The organism is Nocardia elegans NBRC 108235 (assembly GCF_001612845.1).
GTDB lineage: Bacteria > Actinomycetota > Actinomycetes > Mycobacteriales > Mycobacteriaceae > Nocardia > Nocardia nova.
In genome coordinates this window covers 164,669-183,290 of record NZ_BDBF01000007.1, presented here as the reverse complement: position 1 = coordinate 183,290, position 18,622 = coordinate 164,669, and the positions used below count along the sequence as shown (strand labels likewise).

At 68.3% G+C, this 18,622-nt stretch carries 17 protein-coding genes; 7 read left to right on the top strand and 10 right to left on the bottom strand.

The window, feature by feature from the left end; all coding sequences use genetic code 11:
• Positions 1-59: 59 nt before the first annotated feature.
• A complete protein-coding gene (locus NE2_RS06950) occupies positions 60-779 on the bottom strand; it encodes an oxygen-binding di-iron domain-containing protein (protein ID WP_063024900.1) in 720 nt (239 codons plus the stop codon).
• Between the two features lie 167 nt (positions 780-946).
• Between NE2_RS06950 and NE2_RS06945 the strand changes: the two genes are divergently transcribed.
• Positions 947-1,645 carry a haloacid dehalogenase type II gene (locus NE2_RS06945; RefSeq protein ID WP_063024898.1) on the top strand — a complete coding sequence of 233 codons (699 nt, stop codon included), beginning with the start codon at positions 947-949 and terminating at the stop codon, positions 1,643-1,645.
• A gap of 97 nt (positions 1,646-1,742) precedes the next feature.
• Here the strand turns inward: NE2_RS06945 and NE2_RS06940 are convergent, their stop codons facing one another.
• Complete coding sequence (locus tag NE2_RS06940; protein ID WP_084493854.1) at positions 1,743-3,803, bottom strand: MFS transporter; 2,061 nt, start codon at positions 3,801-3,803, stop codon at positions 1,743-1,745.
• A gap of 247 nt (positions 3,804-4,050) precedes the next feature.
• Between NE2_RS06940 and NE2_RS37605 the strand changes: the two genes are divergently transcribed.
• Positions 4,051-5,367, top strand: coding sequence for an ATP-binding cassette domain-containing protein (locus tag NE2_RS37605; protein WP_106958472.1), 1,317 nt, complete (start codon positions 4,051-4,053; stop codon positions 5,365-5,367).
• Between the two features lie 37 nt (positions 5,368-5,404).
• On the opposite strand, the gene NE2_RS06930 is transcribed toward NE2_RS37605, so the two are convergent.
• The gene (locus tag NE2_RS06930; RefSeq protein WP_063024897.1) at positions 5,405-6,874 is read right to left on the bottom strand and encodes an amino acid permease; all 1,470 of its coding nucleotides are present in this window, start codon (positions 6,872-6,874) and stop codon (positions 5,405-5,407) included.
• A 100-nt stretch (positions 6,875-6,974) separates the two neighbouring features.
• On the opposite strand from NE2_RS06930, the gene ggt reads away from it, so the two are divergent.
• Complete coding sequence (gene ggt / locus NE2_RS06925; protein ID WP_063024895.1) at positions 6,975-8,918, top strand: gamma-glutamyltransferase; 1,944 nt, start codon at positions 6,975-6,977, stop codon at positions 8,916-8,918.
• Between the two features lie 4 nt (positions 8,919-8,922).
• On the opposite strand, the gene NE2_RS06920 is transcribed toward ggt, so the two are convergent.
• From NE2_RS06920 to NE2_RS06905, 4 genes are all read right to left on the bottom strand, one after another.
• Entirely contained in the window at positions 8,923-9,423 is a 501-nt protein-coding gene (locus tag NE2_RS06920; RefSeq protein WP_063024893.1) for a PH domain-containing protein, read from the bottom strand.
• 4 nt (positions 9,424-9,427) lie between these two features.
• Positions 9,428-9,907, bottom strand: a complete 480-nt coding sequence (ribH, locus tag NE2_RS06915; protein ID WP_063024891.1) for a 6,7-dimethyl-8-ribityllumazine synthase — start codon at positions 9,905-9,907, stop codon at positions 9,428-9,430.
• Positions 9,908-9,935: 28 nt separating this feature from the next.
• Positions 9,936-11,186 carry a bifunctional 3,4-dihydroxy-2-butanone-4-phosphate synthase/GTP cyclohydrolase II gene (locus NE2_RS06910; RefSeq protein ID WP_063024889.1) on the bottom strand — a complete coding sequence of 417 codons (1,251 nt, stop codon included), beginning with the start codon at positions 11,184-11,186 and terminating at the stop codon, positions 9,936-9,938.
• 81 nt (positions 11,187-11,267) lie between these two features.
• Complete coding sequence (locus NE2_RS06905) at positions 11,268-11,888, bottom strand: riboflavin synthase (RefSeq protein WP_063024888.1); 621 nt, start codon at positions 11,886-11,888, stop codon at positions 11,268-11,270.
• A 506-nt stretch (positions 11,889-12,394) separates the two neighbouring features.
• On the opposite strand from NE2_RS06905, the gene NE2_RS06900 reads away from it, so the two are divergent.
• The gene (locus tag NE2_RS06900) at positions 12,395-12,865 is read left to right on the top strand and encodes a hypothetical protein (protein ID WP_063024886.1); all 471 of its coding nucleotides are present in this window, start codon (positions 12,395-12,397) and stop codon (positions 12,863-12,865) included.
• Here the strand turns inward: NE2_RS06900 and rpe are convergent.
• On the bottom strand, positions 12,834-13,499 hold the full coding sequence (gene rpe, locus NE2_RS06895; protein ID WP_030514010.1) for a ribulose-phosphate 3-epimerase: 666 nt from the start codon (positions 13,497-13,499) through the stop codon (positions 12,834-12,836). The genes NE2_RS06900 and rpe overlap by 32 nt on opposite strands.
• 132 nt (positions 13,500-13,631) lie before the next feature.
• On the opposite strand from rpe, the gene NE2_RS06890 reads away from it, so the two are divergent.
• Both NE2_RS06890 and NE2_RS06885 read left to right on the top strand, forming a co-directional pair.
• Positions 13,632-14,045 (top strand): ATP-binding protein, encoded by a 414-nt coding sequence (locus NE2_RS06890; RefSeq protein ID WP_227462764.1) that lies wholly within the window; start codon positions 13,632-13,634, stop codon positions 14,043-14,045.
• 194 nt (positions 14,046-14,239) lie between these two features.
• Entirely contained in the window at positions 14,240-14,971 is a 732-nt protein-coding gene (locus NE2_RS06885) for an RNA polymerase sigma factor SigF (protein WP_063013420.1), read from the top strand.
• Positions 14,972-14,980: 9 nt separating this feature from the next.
• Here NE2_RS06885 and NE2_RS06880 read toward each other — a convergent pair whose 3' ends face one another.
• Positions 14,981-15,910, bottom strand: a complete 930-nt coding sequence (locus tag NE2_RS06880) for a LysR family transcriptional regulator (RefSeq protein ID WP_063024884.1) — start codon at positions 15,908-15,910, stop codon at positions 14,981-14,983.
• A gap of 103 nt (positions 15,911-16,013) precedes the next feature.
• On the opposite strand from NE2_RS06880, the gene NE2_RS06875 reads away from it, so the two are divergent.
• Complete coding sequence (locus NE2_RS06875; protein WP_084493852.1) at positions 16,014-17,219, top strand: YeiH family protein; 1,206 nt, start codon at positions 16,014-16,016, stop codon at positions 17,217-17,219.
• A gap of 13 nt (positions 17,220-17,232) precedes the next feature.
• Here the strand turns inward: NE2_RS06875 and NE2_RS06870 are convergent, their stop codons facing one another.
• A complete protein-coding gene (locus NE2_RS06870; RefSeq protein ID WP_063025034.1) occupies positions 17,233-18,564 on the bottom strand; it encodes an RsmB/NOP family class I SAM-dependent RNA methyltransferase in 1,332 nt (443 codons plus the stop codon).
• Positions 18,565-18,622: the final 58 nt, after the last annotated feature.

Here is an 18,622-nt window from a genome sequence, read left to right as displayed (position 1 = left end):
GTCGCGGTCGCGTACACCCGTCCGCGGCCTTCGGTCGCTCCGATCCGGCGCGGAACCGATCAGGCTGGAAGCAAGCGTCTCTCGTAATCCGCGGCCAGGGCCCGCAGTGCGGCGGCGCCGTCCCCGGCGAAGCTGGAGCCGTGCATCACCGCCAGCGTCGCCGGATTCAGCTCCGCCAGTCGGTAGAGGGCGGCCGGCACCGCGGGGCCCAGTGACGTCGCCCGGAAGACGTCCTCGGCGAGGACTGCCGGACCGACCACGTCGGATTCGGTGAGTGCGGGCCCGTCGCCCACCTGGGTCATCAGATCACCGCAGAACAGCACGCCCGTGGTCTCCTCGTAGAGCACCCGCGACTCCCAGTTGTGCGGTGCGTGCGGAGTGTCGATGTGGCGGACGCGCCGCTCACCCAGTTCGATGACCTCCCCGTCGGCCAGCGCGCGCGGCGGCCGGTCGGCGAGATCGTCGATCGACACCTGACAACCGAGAATTCCGTGCGCCACCTGCGCGTGCGGCGCGGCGGCGAGGAACAGATTCATCGCCCCGCATTCGTCGGCCTCGACGTGGCCGAAGGTGATCCAGCGCAGCCGTTCCACCGGCACGATCGCTGAGATCTGCTCGCTCACCAGCGGGAACAGCGCGCGCATGCCGCAATGGAACAGCAGCGGCTCCTCGTCGACGATCAGGAATTGGTTGAAGCTGAATCCGGTCGGCCCGACCTCGGGTACGAAGGTGGATATCCGGTAGATCCGATCGGCTATCTCATCGGTACGAGTCTGCATGATCTCGCTCCCATCCGAGGCTCGCGCACCGACGGCACCACTCTCGGCGGCGCGGACCCGCGTCTCGACGTCGACCCCGGAACAAATGTTATCCAGATCACACGGCGAGGTCGATAGCGCCGCCCGGCCCCGCGGCTCGCCGGACGACCGCCGCTAGCATCGCGATCATGAACGACCGGCCGAAGGCGCTGCTGTTCGATGTGCAGGGCACCGCCACCGATTTTCACTCCACCGTCGTCGCGGCGGCTGCGGCGACGCTCGGGCAGCGCTATCCCGGCCGGGACTGGTCGGCGTTCGTGAACGATTGGCGCGCAGCGTATTTCCGCGGCACCGCCGCGGTCGGTGACCGCTGGGTGAGTGTCGATTCGATCTATCGCGCGGCACTCGACGAACTCCTCACCGAGCGCGGTATGGATGCGCCGTCGGATGCCCGCGCCGAACTGAATTCCGCCTGGAAGCGCCTGGACCCATGGCCGGACGCGGTGCCCGGCCTGACGCGGCTGCGACGCCGCTACACCCTCGCGACGTTGTCGAATGCCGACGTCGACGCGGTCGTCGGCATCACCCGGCACTGCGATTTCCCGTGGCACGCCGTGTTCACGGCCGAGATGGCAGGTGCACACAAACCCGATCCCCGCACCTACCGCATGGCCGCGCACTATCTCGGCGCGCAGCCGGGCGAGATCATGATGGTCGCGAGCCACAAGTACGACATCCGGGCCGCGGCCGCCCTCGGCTTTCGCACCGCCTTCGTGGCGCGGCCGCTCGAGTTCGGCGATCCGGCCCTGGCCGACACCGCGTTCAGCGACGAATTCGATATCAACGCAACCGATTTCGAGGACCTGGCCGTCCAGCTGGGATGCTGAACCGCGGCGATCGAAGCCATCCGTCCGTGCCGATGAGCGCACTCGAGGTCCGGAACGGGCGGCAGGCGCGTTCCGGACCTCGATTCACGTCGCGGAACTACCCCGCAGGCGCCGGCTCGGCCGGCGGCGCGGCTTCCCCCGCCGCCGCTTCCCCTGCGCCGGAAGCGCTTTCGGCAACCGTCGCCGGCTCTGCCGAATCCGCTGCCGAGGTCTCCTTCCCGGCCTCGGTTTCCGCCAGCGCCACCAGTTCCTGTCGCACGCGCAGGTCGTGTTCGGCGGCATCGGCGGCGGCCCGCTTCGGACTCCAGCGCCCGGCCATCAGGAAGACGAAGGGCAGGAACAGCACCTGCGCGATCAGGCAGATCCACCACCACTGCCGCCACTGCACCGGCGAGTCGGCGGCCGCCTGCTTCACCTCGGCGCCGTGTTCGGCGACATAGGCCAGATCATCGGCCGGCACGGTGGCCACCGCCTGCAACTGCGCTTGCGCGGTCACGAGTTTCGGGCCGACCGCACTGGCGACCGCGAGCTGATCGCGCGGAATCTGCTGGGTCGCGGTCAGCCGCCCCACCGCTTCGGCGGGGCTGATGCCGAATTTCGCCGCCACCTGACCGACCGCGGCGCCCGCGGCCCGCGCGTCGTTCGGATTCACCGCCAGAGCACCGAGCGTGGCCGGATCCACGGCCTGCAGTGTCGCCAGCTCCTGCGGATAGCGCGCGTTCAACGCGATGGTGGCCTGGATGTCGGCGGGTGACGCGCCGGTCAGCTTGGTCAGCGCGGCCATCTGAGCGGCGGGATCGGCGGGATTGCGACCGAGTTGCGTCATGGTCTCGGCGCCGACGGTCTGGATGGTCGCCAGCTGCGCTCCGTGCTGCGCCTGGATCTCCTGCAATCGCGGACCGTTGTTGACCAGCGGTCCGGCCGCGTCGACCACCATCAGCAGACCGAACAGCGTGAAGGTCACCACCGTGCGCAGCACACCGCCCCACACGGCCAGCCCGACCGCGGTCGCGGCCGGATTGCGGCGCTCCACGGTTTCGGTGAAGCTCGCCATCCAGGTGGCGTAGGCGATGCCGCCGCCGACCGCGATGACCATCATCACCACCGCGAACGAGTAGTACCCGGTATCGGGATGATCGGTGTAGCCGAGGAAGACGTACAGCCCGGCGATGCTGATCAGGGCGCCGAGGATCATGAACGGTTTGCGCACTTTGAGGATGTCCGACACGATGCCGGTCACCACCAGCGCCACCGCGTTCGCGATCCAGTACCAGTTACCCAGCGCATTGGCCTGAGCCGGTGTGAAACCGAAGTTGGTCGCCAGATACACCGGCAGGAACGACACGATGGTGTAGAAGAATGCCAGGAAGATGCTGATGGCCAGCGCGGAGCCGACCACGTCGACCCGCATCATCTGCCGCCACTGCCCGCGTTCGAGCGCCTCGACGTCCAGGCCCTTGGCCCGCGCCTCGACCAGTGCCCGATCCCGCAGGCTCACCATCACCTGATCACGCAGGCGCGGACTCAGTTCGCGCAATCCGATCACCGCGACCACGGCGACCGCACAGCTGATCACACCGCACAGGCGGTAGTGGAACTGCCAGTCCGGATGACTGTCGAGGGTGCGAGCGGTGATCTCGCTGGTGACGAGTGCGCCGATCACCGGCCCCAGGGTCCAGAATCCCATCGCCGAGGCACGGCCCAGCTGCGGCGAGAAGTCCCGGATCAACGCGGGGGTGGCCACCAGCACCGCGCCTTCGACCACGCTCACCACGCAGTAGACGACGAGATAGGCCATCTTCGTGGTCGTCGCCGGAAGGGCGAACAGGGTGAGCAGCGAACAGATCACCACCCCGTAGGCCACGATATTGGCACGTCCCCAGCGGTCGAGCAGGCCCGCCGCCACCGAGGCCGCGGCGCCGAAGGCCGCGCCGATGATGAAGATCCACACGAAATAGGCGAACGAGAGGTGGAAGTACGCGATCAGCTGATTGCCGACCGCGCCCGCGACGAAGAGCTGGTAGTACAGCACGATCGAGGTGATCACCACGAGCGTCAGGTACCAGGAGCGGGCGGGAGTGTCGGGATAGTGCGGTAGTTTTCGCCGCCACAATCCGGTGAGCAGGGTGGGAGCGGCTGCTGTCGAGGTCGAGCTCATGGTCGAGATGCCTTTCTGGCCACGGCATCTCGTCGCGGGATGATCTCTTGTGATTCCGCACGAGCACCGGGTGGGAAAAGGGTAGCGGCCAATCGTGATCCACATCACTTTTCCGGCAACTCGATCGAACCGACCGATTCGATTGTGGGCACAAACCGACCGGTCGACGGTTGCCCGATATTCGCGGCGCTCCGTGCGCACTTCGCGACCTATCAGCTTGTCTGAGGAGTTTGCTACCGTCGAGCACATGGTCGACTCCCCCATCCTGCAGGTGGACGCCGTAGATTTCGTGCGCAACCGCAATCCGATCCTGTCCGCGGTCTCGCTCACCGTGCGCGCCGGCGAGCACTGGGCACTACTGGGCCCCAACGGCGCCGGCAAGACCACGCTGCTGAAGATGCTGGGCGCGTTCGAACACCCCACCCACGGCAGTGTGCACGTGCTCGGCCATCGGCTGGGACGGGTGGATATGCGCGAGTTGCGTACCGCTATCGGCCATGTCGACCCCCGGCACAATCCGCCCTACCCGCTCACCGCGCACGAGGTGGTCGTAACCGGCCTGACCAATACCGCCGACATCAAGCAGCGCTGGTCACCGACGCCGGAACAGGACGCCGAGGCGGATCGGCTCATCGAACTGATGGGGCTGACCCATCGCCGCGACGCTCGCTGGCCCACGCTGTCCCAAGGCGAGCGCGGCCGCGCGCTCATCGCCCGGGCACTGATCGCCGAACCGCGGCTGCTCCTGCTCGACGAACCGGCCACCGGACTCGACGTAGGCGGCCGCGAACAGCTCATCGACCGTATCGATCTGCTGCAGGCCACCTATCCCGAGCTGGCCTCGGTTCTGGTCACCCATCACCTCGAGGAGTTGCCCCCGGCCACCACCCACGTGCTGTTGCTGCGTGCGGGACGCTGCGTCGCGAGCGGACCGGTGGACGAGGTGCTGACCAGCAGCAATATCAGCACCTGCTTCGACCATCCCATCCGGCTGACCCGCACCGAGGACGGACGCCGGCATGTGCGCGCGGAGCGCAGCGTGCGGGCTCGAGCCGGCTCACCTCGCAATCTTGTCATTGACAAGATTGCGAGCGCGTGCGATGTTGGGCAGGCGACAGCACCACACTCGACTCGTCGAAAGTTCACCGCCATGCCCACACTGCCTTGGGTCACCGTCGAGCGGCCCACCACCGATACCGTCCAGATCATGGCCTCGCGGCTCGAAGTCCGGTCACTGCGGCACGTCCCCGGATTTCTCGCGACCTCGATCGTGCTGCGGCGCCAGGCCCGCCGCTCCCCCGGCGCACTCGGCATCGCCCTGAAGGCCGATCTCACCCGCCGCACGTTCTGGACTTTGTCGGCCTGGACAGACCAGGCGGCGATCAGCGCCTACGCCCGGACCGATCCGCACGCCTCGGCCATCGTGCGCGCCCGTACGGTGATGCGCGAATCGACGTTCGTCTTCTGGTCCGTCCCGGCCGCCGACCTGCCGATCGCATGGTCCGAGGCGCAGCGCCGCATCGCCGAGGAGCGCGAAAAGCGAAGCAGCACAACCTCGTTGTGACCCGACGGGCCTCGCGACAGTCCGGCCCGAGGGCCGGTCAGTCGTCGACGGGGACCGATTCCGAGCGTCTCGCCGGCTGCTCGTCCTCGGGCGGTTCCCGCAGCCGCGCCACCTCCAGTACTCGCGAGCGGGCGGCGAACCAGCCGATGATCAGCGCCGGGATCAGGACCACCAGACTCGCCACCGTCCAGGTGCCCACCGGGTGGTCGAAGGCCATCAGCACCAGCATCGCGGCCAGGAACACCAGGGTCGCGATGCCGGTATAGGGGGCGCCGAACATGCGGAACGCGGGCCGTTCCAGCTCACCGCGCCGCCAGCGCCGGTACAGCGCCAGCTGGCACAGCACGATCGTCGCCCACGAGGACAGGATGCCCAGCGACGCGATGTTGAGCACGATCTCGAACGCGCGCGCCGGCACGATGTAGTTGAGCCAGATGCCGACCAGGGCGATCAGACTGGTCAGCACGATGCCGCCGTAGGGCACACCGCGGCTGTTCATCCGCGCGGTGAAGCGCGGGGCGCTGCCGTTGACCGCCATCGAGCGCAGAATGCGTCCGGTCGAATACAGACCGGCGTTGAGACTGGAGAAGGCCGCGGTGAGCACGACCAGGTTCATCACCGAACCGGCATGCGGCACACCCAGTTTGGTGAAGAAGGTGACGAACGGGCTCTCGTCGGCGTGATAGGCGGTGTAGGGCAGCAGCAGCGCCAGCAGGATCAGCGAGCCGACATAGAACACCGCGATACGCAGGATCACCGAGTTGATGGCGCGCGGCATGATCTGCTGCGGATTCTCGGTCTCCCCCGCCGCGGTGCCGACCATCTCCACCGCGGCATAGGCGAACACGACGCCCGAGGCGACCGTCACCAGCGGCAGCACCCCGGTCGGAAACCACCCGCCGGAGTGCGCGACCAATCCGAGACCCGTCGCCACCCCGTCGACCCGGAATCGCCCGCCGAGGAAGACGATGCCGATGATCAGGAACGACACCAGGGCGATGACCTTGATCAGCGCCGCCCAGAACTCGAGTTCACCGAACCATTTGACCGAGATCAGGTTCACGCTCAGCACCAGGCACAACGCGATCAGCGCCAGCACCCACTGCGGGATCGCGCCGAACGCGCCCCAGTAGTGCAGATAGGTGGCGATCGCGGTGGTGTCGACGATGCCGGTCATCGACCAGTTCAGGAAATAGGTCCAGCCGGCGACGAAAGCCGCCTTCTCCCCGTAGAACTCGCGCGCATAGGAGACGAACGACCCCGACGAGGGCCGGTACAGGACCAATTCGCCCAGCGCCCGCAGGATGAAGAAGACGAAGACACCGCATACCGCGTACACGAGAAACAGTCCCGGCCCAGCATGGGCCAGCCGCCCGCCGGCGCCGAGGAACAGACCGGTGCCGATGGCGCCACCGATCGCGATCATCTGCAACTGCCGCGGCTCGAGGCTCTTGTGATAGCCGCTGTCCTCCGCGGACAGGTGCGTCTGTGCTGGTGTCTCGCTCATCGGTCGGGTGATCCCTTGGTCGAGGTCGGGGCGGCTCGACGTTACCCGGTATGGGAACGACACCCCGCGTGGTGGGGCCGATGCGGGTTAAAGTGCCTGCATGAGGCGCACGCGAGCGATTCTGGGCGGCGCGAGCGCCGTCCTGCTGCTGATCACGGGGCTGCTCACGGGCTGCTCGTCCACCACCTCCGAGGCAGGCCGAAGCTGCGTCGAGGGTCCGGACGGCACTCCGATCACCGCGGTGGCGGGACCGGCGGCGGGTGCGACGAATCTGGCCACCAATCCCGAGATCGCCACCGGCTATCGCAGTGGTATGACCCCGGTGCGCACGCACACCTTCGCGGTCTCCACCGCGAACCCGCTGGCCACCCACGCCGCCTGCGAGGTCCTGGCCGAGGGCGGCACCGCGGCCGATGCGCTGATCGCCGCGCAGACGGTGCTGGGATTGGTCGAACCCCAGGCCTCCGGCATCGGCGGCGGCGCATTCCTGCTCTACTACGACGCCGCGGCCGGATCGGTCGACGCCTACGACGGGCGCGAGGTCGCACCCGCCGCCGCGACCGAGAACTATCTGCGCTGGATCAGCGACACCGATCATTCGGTGCCGCAACCGAATACGCGCGCCAGCGGACGGTCGATCGGCGTGCCGGGTGTGCTGCGGCTGCTCGAGGCGGCCCATCACGACCACGGCAAGCAGTCCTGGCGCGACCTGTTCGATCCGGCGATCTCGCTGGCGGACAACGGTTTCGACATCAGCGCTCGGATGGCGAGCCAGATCGCGCAGTCGGCGCCGGACCTCGCCCGGGACGCGAACGCCAGGCAGTTTTTCCTGCAGCCCGACGGCTCCCCGAAACCGCGAGGCTTCCACCTCGCCAATCCGGCCATGGCGAAGACGTTGAGCGCCATCGCCTCCGACGGTCCCGACGCCTTCTACACCGGCGCGGTCGCCCGCGACATCGTCGACGCCACCGCGACCACCAGCGGTGGCCGTACCCCGGGGCAGATCTCGCTCGACGATCTCGCCCGGTATCAGGCGAAGAAACGCACCGCCCTGTGCACCGACTACCGCACCCACCGGATCTGCGGGATGCCCAATCCGTCCTCGGGTGGCATCACCGTCGCCGCGGCCCTCGGGATTCTGGAGAACTTCGATCTCGCCGGCCTGCCCCCGGACCGTCTCGACCGCAACGGCGGTACCCCGAAAGCCGAAGCGGTGCATCTGATCTCGGAGGCCGAGCGGCTGGCCTACGCCGACCGCGACAAGTACATCGCCGACCCCGATTTCGTCCCGCTGCCCGGCGGCTCACCCGCCGCGCTGGTGAACAAGGATTATCTGAAGCAGCGGGCCGCCCTCATCGATCCGAACCATTCCATGGGCACCGCGAAGCCCGGTGACTTCGGTCCGGTCCCGCTCGGCACCGGCGTGCAGCAACCCGAACACGGCACCAGCCACATCTCCGTCGTGGACCGGTACGGCAACGCCGCCGCCATGACCACCACCGTCGAATCGGCGTTCGGATCGTTCCATCTGGTCGACGGATTCGTGCTGAACAACCAGCTCACCGACTTCAGCGCCGAACCCGCCGATGCGACCGGTACGCCGCTGGCCAACCGGGTACAGCCGGGGAAGCGACCGCGCAGTTCGATGAGTCCCACGCTGGTGTTCGATCGGGCGCCGGACGGGTCACGCGGACAGCTGGTGGACGTGACCGGTTCGCCCGGCGGTTCGGTGATCATCCAGTTCGTCGTGAAAGCGCTGGTGGGCCTGCTGGATTGGCAGCTGGACCCGCAGCAGGCGGTATCCCAGGTGGCCTTCGGCGCGGCGAACACACCGGTGACCGGCGTCGGCGGGGAACATCCCGCGATCGACGCCACCGACAACGGCGCCCACGACCCGCTGGTGCAGAAGCTGCGCGAGATGGGTCATCAGGTCTCGGTCGACCCGCAGTCCAGCGGCCTCAGCGCTCTGCAGCGCGAGAACGGCGGCTGGATCGGCGGGGCCGATCCGCGGCGGGAGGGCATCGTCCTGGGAGATACCCGCTGACGGCTCAGTCCTGCTGTGCGGCGGTGTATTTCGCGCCGAGTTCGCGGAAGCGGTCCATCGCGCGGGCGGCGTGATCCTTGTCATTGACGCGGATCGCCAGCATCGGCACGTATTCGTCGCCGGCCAATTCCAGTCGCGCCCAGGCCTTCTTGTCCGGAATCGCGACGCCGCGAATATCGGCCCAGCGGAACTCGTTGTCGCCCAGAATGTTGCGGACCACCACGCCCTGCGGCCCGACTCGCACGCGCGGCCGGGTCAGCAGCAGCACGGCACCGGCCAGCAACAACCCGAAGCAGATGATGGCGACCTGGTCGGCCCCGCGGAAGTTCACCCCGGTCGCCGAATTACTCGACAGCACCCCGGCCAGGACGAACAACACCGCGATCACCGCCGCCACGATGCGCGCGGTGCGCACCGCCCGGCGCGGGCGCACCTCGAGATCCCACTGCGGCGCATCCGCCGGGGGCTGGGGACCGCGTTTGAACAGGCGAACGACCGGCGGCATCGGCTCAGACTTCCCGGCGCAGCGCGCGCAGGGTCAGCGCGGCGTCCAGGGCCGCCGCACCCGCCTGCTCACCCTTGTTCTCGGCCGAGTCCGGCAGGCCCGCACGGTCGAGGGCCTGCTCCTCGGTGTTCACCGTGAGCACTCCGTTGGTGACCGGTGTGCCCTCGTCCAGCGACACTCGCGTCAAACCGGCGGTGACCGCATCGCAGACGTATTCGAAATGCGGTGTCTCGCCGCGGATCACGACGCCCAGCGCCACGACCGCGTCGTGCGTGCGGGCCAGCGCCTGCGCGACCACCGGCAACTCCATCGCCCCGGCACAGCGCACCACGGTGATCTGCTCGACGCCCGCTTCCCGGGCCACCCGTTCGGCGTTGGCGAGCAACGTGTCGCAGATCTTGGTGTGCCAGCGCGAGGCGACGATGCCGACCGTCAACTCCTTCGCGTCCGCCAGCGCGAACTCCGGTACGCCCGTACCGCTCATCGACCGATACCCCTTCTTCGAATTCCGACTACTGCGCGGTCTCGCCGAGATCCAGGTCGTCCAAGCCGACCAGGTCGTGGCCCATCCGGTCGCGCTTGGTACGCAGATACCGCAGATTCTCGGCATTGGCGCGCACCGGCATCGGCACCCGCTCGGTGATGCTCAGGCCGTAGCCGTCCAGACCGACCCGCTTGGCCGGATTGTTGGTGAGCAGCCGCATCGACTTGATCCCGAGATCGACCAGGATCTGCGCGCCCGTGCCGTAGTCGCGGGCATCGGCGGGCAGGCCGAGTTCGATATTGGCGTCCACGGTGTCGTGGCCGGAATCCTGCAGCTGATAGGCCTGCAGCTTGTGCATCAGGCCGATGCCGCGGCCCTCGTGCCCGCGCATGTAGAGCACCACACCGCGCCCCTCGGCGGCGACCATCTCCATCGCCGCGTCCAGCTGCGGGCCGCAGTCACAGCGCAGCGAACCGAAAACGTCACCGGTCAGGCATTCCGAGTGCACGCGCACCAGGACGTCGTCACCGGCGTCGACGCTCAGATCGCCGCGCACCAGCGCCACATGCTCGACATCGTCGTAGATGCTCTTGTAGCCGACGGCCTTGAACTCGCCGTACTTGGTGGGGATGCGCGCCTCGGCGATCCGCTCCACCTGCTTCTCGTGCTTGCGGCGCCACGCGATCATGTCGGCGATCGAGATCAGCGCGAGCTCGTGCTCGTCGGCGAAGATCCGCAACTCTTCGGTGCGGGCCATATCGCCCTCGTTCTTCTGGCTGACGATCTCGCAGATCACACCCGCCGGGCTCAGGCCGGCCATCCGGGCCAGGTCCACGGCCGCCTCGGTGTGGCCCGGGCGGCGCAGCACTCCGCCGTCCTTGGCGCGCAGCGGCACGACGTGGCCCGGCCGGGTGAACTCGTCGGCGCGCGAGGCCGGATCGGCCAGCAGGCGCATGGTCGTCGCACGGTCGGCGGCGGAGATGCCGGTACTGATGCCCTCTCGCGCGTCCACCGAGACCGTGTACGCGGTGCCGTGCTTGTCCTGGTTCATCGAGTACATGGGCGGCAGGCCCAGCCGATCGCAGTCCGCACCGGTCAACGGCACACAGATGTAGCCGGAGGTGTATCGGATCATGAAAGCCACCAGCTCGGGGGTCGCCTTCTCCGCGGCGAAGATGAGGTCGCCCTCGTTCTCCCGGCCCTCGTCGTCGACGACGACTACCGCCTTACCGGCGGCGATATCGGCGACTGCGCGCTCGATGGTGTCGAACCTGGTCACGTCTGCTGTGCTCCACTTCGGAATAGGTGCGACTCGAGCCTACTGGGTCGGGTCGCCGATACGACGTCGCGGTTGCTCCGGCTAGCCACGCTGCTGGAGTCGCTCGACGTATTTGGCGATGACGTCGACCTCCAGATTCACGGTGGTGCCGGCGGGCGCGGACCCGAGGGTGGTGAGTTCGCGGGTGGTGGGAATCAGCGAGACCTCGAACCAGTCGCGGTGCCCGGGCTCTCCGGCGTCGTCCACGCCGAGACCCGAGACGGTCAGCGAGATGCCGTCGACGGTGATCGACCCCTTCTCCACCACATAGCGAGCGAGGTTGTCGGGCAACGAGATTCGCACCACCTCCCAGTTGTCGGAGGGTGTGCGCGACAGGATGACCCCGGTGCCGTCGACGTGCCCCTGCACGATGTGGCCACCGAGTCGGCTGTTCACCGCCGCGGCGCGCTCCAGGTTCACCTTCGAGCCGATGTCGAGTGTGCCGATGCCGGAGCGATTGAGCGTCTCACCCATCACATCGGTGGTGAAGCTGTCACCGTCGACCACGTCGACCACGGTCAGGCAGACGCCGTTGACCGCGATGGAGTCACCGTGGCGGGCATCGGAGGTGACGGTCGCGCCGCGAATGGTGAGCCTGGCCGCGTCCGCGGACCGCTCGGCGGCGACGATCTCGCCCAACTCCTCGACGATGCCTGTGAACATCCGTATCTCCTGTCAGCCCGGCGCCCACCGCGTCGGGGCGTCCGCTAGCGCAAACGGTGCCGGCGGCCCGGGGTATTCCCCCGTGGGCCGCAGTGTCATCAGCGTAACGACGCGCTGTAGCAGAGCACATCCGGCCGTCCTACCGACCGGTCGCGGTTGGGCATTCGAGACTTTCGGACCGGAAATATGCACTGAACCGGACGCCGTCTCGGCGGCGCGCCGAGCGGGCCGATCGGCGTCCCCGCGATTCGGCCGTACCCCGGATACCGAAAAGGAATTGTCGGCAATTTCCGGAGAAATGGAATTCAATTCACGTTTTCACCGGTCGAATATCCGGCTTCTACCGGCCCGGATCGCGGCCGAATTCGATTTGTTACCCACGTGACTGCGAATTCAACCCCGGCGCTTGCACCAGGGCGAATTCGGTAGCAATATTGTTATGCAGTTGATTCCAACAGTTCATTCGATGCCGACAGTTCGGGACAACAACCTCATGGGGGTGTGGCGTGACCACAGTGATCGATACGTCTCTCACGGATCGTTGCGAGCGGTATCGCCGCATTTTTCATCTCCCCGCGACGGTGGACGACGCGGCCCGGCACATCGTTCTCGAAGTCGGGCAGCAATTCGGTGCGGTCACCATGCCGGCCGATCTGGGTGAGCGGGTCTTGCGCCAGCTCACCCAGTCCGGACTCGTCACTCCCGTGGTTCACCATCCGCGCGCGCGGCGCTGGACCTTCATCACCGGCCCGTCGTGCTCCGCCGGCGTCAGCACATCCGTTGCGGCCGAACTGTTCCGGCTGTACACGACCGTCGCGTGCGCGGGCAGTCACGTGGTGTTGCCCTCGGCCGAGGACGAACGGACCGGCTATCGGATCTGGGTGCAGACGCCCGACCATCTCGACGCGGTGGTCCCCATGGCCGCGGTCGTGGAGGCCGCGCGGCTCAGCGCCGTGCCGCCTGCTCCGTCGCGATGACCTTCTCGCGCAAGGCTTCCACGGTCGCGGCCGGATCGTCCGTGCCGTAGACCGCGGAACCGGCGACGAAGCAGTCCACCCCGGCCTCGGCGGCGGCTTCGATGGTGTCCATATTGATGCCGCCGTCGATTTCGACGACCAGACGCAATTCGCCGCTGTCGACGAGCCGGCGAACCGCGCGCGCCTTCTCCAGCACGTGCGGAATGAACGACTGCCCGCCGAATCCGGGCTCGACGCTCATCACCAGCAGGGTGTCGAAGTCGCGAAGAATTTCCAGATACGGCTCGATGGGTGTATTCGGTTTCACCGACAATCCGGCCTTCGCGCCGGCGGCGTGGATATCGCGGGCCACCGCGACCGGGTCGTCGGTCGCCTCGGCGTGGAAGGTGACGTTGTAGGCACCGGCCTCCGCGTACGGGGGCGCCCAGCGGGCCGGATCCTCGATCATCAGATGGCAGTCCAGCGGGATGTCGGTGGTCTTCAGCAGACTCTGCACTACGGGCAGACCCAGGGTCAGGTTCGGTACGAAGTGGTTGTCCATCACATCGACGTGCAGCCAGTCCGCTCCCTCGACGGCGCGTACCTCCTCCGCCAGACGAGCGAAATCAGCGGACAGGATGGACGGTGCGATCATCGGCGACGGCCGGTGAAAGTGGGAATTCGAGGTGGACACAGCGCGTGAGTGTACTGGGTCGATCACACCGGTTTTCGGCACTGTCGACGATTGCGCGACGCGAAGTTGGGTAGCCTTCGTAGGGTGATCAACATGTCGGCTGAAGAGGGACTGCGCAGCACACCCGTCGAAATCGGAGTAGCGGCCACGGTGTCGCAACTGCCCATCGTGCGCGGATTGGCCGAAACACTGGTCCTGCTCAGCGATTTCACACTCGACGAGGTCGCCGACATCCGGCTGGCCGTCGACGAGGCGTGCTCGACGCTGATCGAACTCGCCGTCCCCGGCAGCACCCTGCAGTGCCGCTTCACCGTCGGCGACACCGATCTTCTCGTCCGGGTGGCCGGAATCGCGGCCACCTCGAAACTGCCCGACCAGCGCAGCTTCGGCTGGCATGTGCTGCGGACCCTCACCGATGGGATCGAGGTCGCGCAGGAACCCTTCGATTCGGCGATTTCCGGATACCCGACGGTGGTGGAATTTCGCCGGGTCCGGGGGAAGGCGTAGTGGCCGAGCACGACAGCGTGTTCGAGGCCGACGACGCCGAGGACACCGCGGGTACGGCCGCGAGCGGATCCCCTGACGACACCGGCGCCGAGGACGGCGACGGCCGCGCGCACAACAGCGAGAACACCCCGGACGACGACGAAGACGGCGACGAGGTCGCCGAGGTCACCGGTTCGGTCTCCGGCTACGACGATGTGAACCTGCTGTTCCAGGCGCTGTCGGAGGCCGGTGAGGACCGCCGCGCCGAATTGCGCGACGAGTTGATCAATCGCTGTATTCCGTTGGCGGACCACATCGCCCGCAAATTCAGCGGTCGCGGCGAGCCGTTCGACGATCTGACGCAGGTGGCCCGCGTCGGGCTGGTCCACGCGGTCGATCGGTTCGACGTCTCGCGGGGCTCGAACTTCCTGTCCTTCGCGGTGCCCACCATCATGGGCGAGGTGCGGCGCTACTTCCGCGACAACACCTGGGCGATGCGGGTGCCGCGGCGGGTCAAGGAGACCCATCTGCGCATCGGCTCGGCGATCGATTCGCTTTCGCAGTCGCTGGGCCGCTCTCCGACCGCCAAGGAGATCGCCGCCGAACTCGACATCCATCCCGACGAGGTGACCCAGGCCGTCATCGCGGGCAACGCGTATCAGCCCAGTTCCATCGACGCGGTATCGGTGGGCCGCGATACCGAGGCCTCGCTGCTGGACACTCTCGGCGAAGAGGAGTCGCAGTTCGACCGGGTCGAGGAATACGTGGCGATCCGGCCGCTGCTCGCGGGCCTGCCTGAACGCGAACGCCGCATTCTCACCATGCGGTTCTTCGAATCGATGACGCAGACCCAGATCGCGCAGCGGATGGGGATATCGCAGATGCACGTATCCCGGATTCTCGCGAAAACGCTTGCGCGGCTGCGGGAGCAGAGCGCCCGCGAGTGAGGCCGGCGGTTACGCCGGAGCGGACGTTCGCGGTGTCGTGGCGCGCTGGGCATGCACGATGGCCGACACCAGTTGCCCGGCCGGCCCGCCGAGTTTGCGCGGTGGACGCCACACCGCGCGCAGGGTGCGCCGCAGGTCCAGGCCCTCGACGGCGACCGCGCGCAGTTCGCCGCGCTCGAGCTGATCGCCGACCGCGAGGGTGCTGAGGACCGCGGGCCCCACACCGCCGAGCACGCTGGTGCGGATGGCCGCGGCGCTGCCGAGCTCCAGAAGCGGTTCGGCACGCGGATATTCGGCCAATGCGACATCGAGCGTGCTGCGGGTGCCGGAACCGGGTTCACGTACCACCAGCGGTGTCGCGGCCAGTTCGGCGACGGTGAGTGGGGTGCGGCGCCGCGCCCACGGATGCCCGGGATCGACCACGACGAGCAGGCGATCGTGCGCCACGGTCACATGCGGCAATCCCTCGGGCACGGCCGGCGATTCGACGAATCCCAGATCGCATTCCCCCGCCACCAGCCGATCGCACACTTGACGCGAATTATGCACCTGAAGATGGACTTTCACATCCGGATGGCCGCGGCGGAACGCGCCGAGCCACCCCGGCAGCAGACATTCCGCGACCGTCATGCTGGCAGCGACGGTGAGTTCGGCCTCCTGATCGGTGCGCAGCGCGGCGGCGGCATCGAGTAGCCGGTCCACATCCGCCAGCACCTCGCGCGCCCAGTGCACGACGACGGTCCCCGCCGGAGTGAGCGTGGAGCCGCGCGGTGAGCGCCGCAGCAGGGCGAGGCCCAGCCGATGCTCCCACTGCCGTACCGCGCGGCTGGCGTTCGGCTGTGCCATGCCGATCGAGCGTGCGGCGGCGCCGAGACTGCCGTGGTCGTCGATGGCGACCAGCAGCTCCAGGAAAGCCAGGTCGGGGCGGATATCGGCCATACCGTAATCATATGCATCTGGCACAGCCCATATCACCGCGATATGAGTCCGATGCCTTTTCGGCCGCTACCGGACCCCACCGATTCGCGAGACCGTTGTCGTCATGACAAGTCTGGACTCCTCGCGAGCGGCCGGGTCCGCCGACGAAGCGCCTGGTAGCACCGGGCCCGGCGCGCCGGACCGAACCGGCGATACCGACCGCGCGGCCGGTCCGCAGCGCGGTATCGAATCCTCCGGCACGCAGACCTCGGCCCGCACGCCACGACGCCGCCGGCGAGCGCGGCTCGGACCGACCGGATTCGCGGGGCGAGCCCAGCGGTCGGGTGCGCCAGCCGGGGCCGGCATCGTCCCCGGATTGGCCCTGACCGTCGCGATCACAGCTCTCGTGCTGGGCATCGCCCAGTTCACGCCGACGGTCAGTCCGCTACTGCTCGCCATCGTGGTCGGGGCGGTCCTCGCCAATTGCGTCCCCTTGCCGCAGCGGGTGCAGCCGGGGTTGCAGTTCTCGGCGAAGCGGTTGCTGCGTATCGGCGTCGCGCTGCTCGGTCTGCAGCTGACATTCGCCGACATCCTCGGGCTCGGGCCCGCGGTGATCGCGGTGGTCGTCGCGATCGTCGCCCTCGGAATCGGCGGCACGATGTTCATGGGCCGGCTACTGGGGCTGAGCTGGACGCAGCGACTGCTGATCGCGTGCGGATTCTCCATCTGCGGTGCGGCCGCCGCGGCGGCGGTGGACGGCGTGGTCGACGCCGAGGACGAGGAAGTGCTCACCGCGATCGCCCTCGTGGTCGTTTTCGGCACGATCATGATCGGCGCGCTGCCCCTGCTGGCGAGCGTGCTGGGGCTCGACGATCGCACCGCCGGGATCTGGGCCGGAGGTGCCGTGCACGAGGTGGCACAGGTCGTCGCGACCGGAGGCGCCATCGGCGGTGCCGCACTGACCGTCGCGGTCGTGGTGAAACTCGCGCGCGTGGTATTGCTGGCACCGGTACTGGCGGTCATCGGCTGGCAGGTCCGGCGGCGCGAGGACGCCGCGCCCGGCACCCGCAGGCCGCCCCTGATTCCACTGTTCGTCGTGGCCTTCCTGGCCTGCGCCGCACTGCGCACCACCGGGCTCCTGCCGGAATCGGCACTCGCCACGGCCAAACTGCTTCAGACCGCTCTGCTCACCGCCGCCATGTTCGCCCTCGGCGCGGGCGTACGCCTGGCCGCCCTGCGCCGAGTCGGGCCGCGCCCGCTGATCCTGGCGCTCCTGTCGACCGTCTGGGTGGCCGGCGTCGCCCTCGCCGGTGCGGTTCTCGCGGGCTGAGCGGCCCGCGGTGTCAGAGCGGTTTGCGCAGCGCGGCCATGAACATGGCGTCGGTGCCGTGGCGGTGCGGCCAGAGCTGGGCGGCGGGACCGTCGCCGATATCGGTGACGCCCGGCAGCAGCGTTCGGGTGTCGAGTTGTTCGGCGTTCGAGCGGCGGACGAAATCGGAGACGACCGAGACGGTTTCGGGCAGGTGCGGGGAACAAGTGGAATACACCACCACACCGCCCGGGCGCAGCAGATCCCATGCGGCGGTGAGCAATTGGCTCTGCAAGGTGGTCAGGTCGCGCACATCGGCCGGGGTGCGCCGCCACCTCGCCTCCGGTCGCCTGCGCAGCGCGCCCAGACCGGTGCACGGTGCGTCGACCAGGATGCGGTCGTAGCCGGGTTCCAGCCCGGAGTCGCGGCCGTCGACCACATGGACGGTGACCGGGAGGCCGCGAGTCGCCTTGCGCACCAGATCGGCTCGGTGTTCGGCGGGTTCGACGGCATCCACCCGATACCGATCGATATCGGCCAGGGCGCCGAGCAGCGCGGTCTTACCGCCCGGGCCGGCGCACAGATCGAGCCAGCGCCCGCCGTCCTCGCCCAGCAGCGGCGCCCGGGTCAGCGACAACGCGACGAGCTGGCTGCCCTCGTCCTGCACCGCGGCCATTCCCTCACGCACCGCTTCCAGCTGCCCCGGATCGCCACTGTCCAGGTACACCGCATACGGCGACCAACGCCCCTCCTCACCGGCACTGACCAGGGCCAATTCCTCGGCGGTGATATCGCCGGGCCGCGCCACCAGGTGCACGATCGGCCGCTGGTCGTCGGCGGCGAGCAGATCGCGCAGCTCCCCCGCCCGCGCACCGAGCGCATCGGCGAAGGCCTGCGCGATCCAGACCGGATGCCCGAATTCGAATGCCATGCGGCCGATCGGATCCGCGGGCGCCAGATCCTCGACCCACTGCTCCGGTGTGCGGGCCGCGGCCCGGCGCAGCACCGCGTTCACGAAACCGGCTTTGCCGCTGCCGGATTCGGTGCGCACCAGATCGACCGACGTATCCACCGCGGCGTGGGATCCCACTCGGGTCCGCAGCAGTTGATAGACGCCCAAGCGCAGGACGTCGAGCAGCGGGCCGTCGATCTCGGTGATGGGACGTCCCGCGCAGTCGGCGATCACGGCGTCGAGGACCCCCATCGCCCGGCAGGAGCCGTAGGCGAGCTCGGTCGCGAAAGCCGCATCGCGCCCGGACAATCCGTATTCCCGCAGCAGGACGGGCAGCACGAGATTCGCGTAGGCGTCGCGCTCGCGAACCGCCCGGAGCACATCCCGGGCGACGAGCCTGGGAGCGTCACCCACCACACCACGGCGTCCCTGGGTCCGGGCTGCGGAGCCACCGGTCCGCCGCCCGGAACCG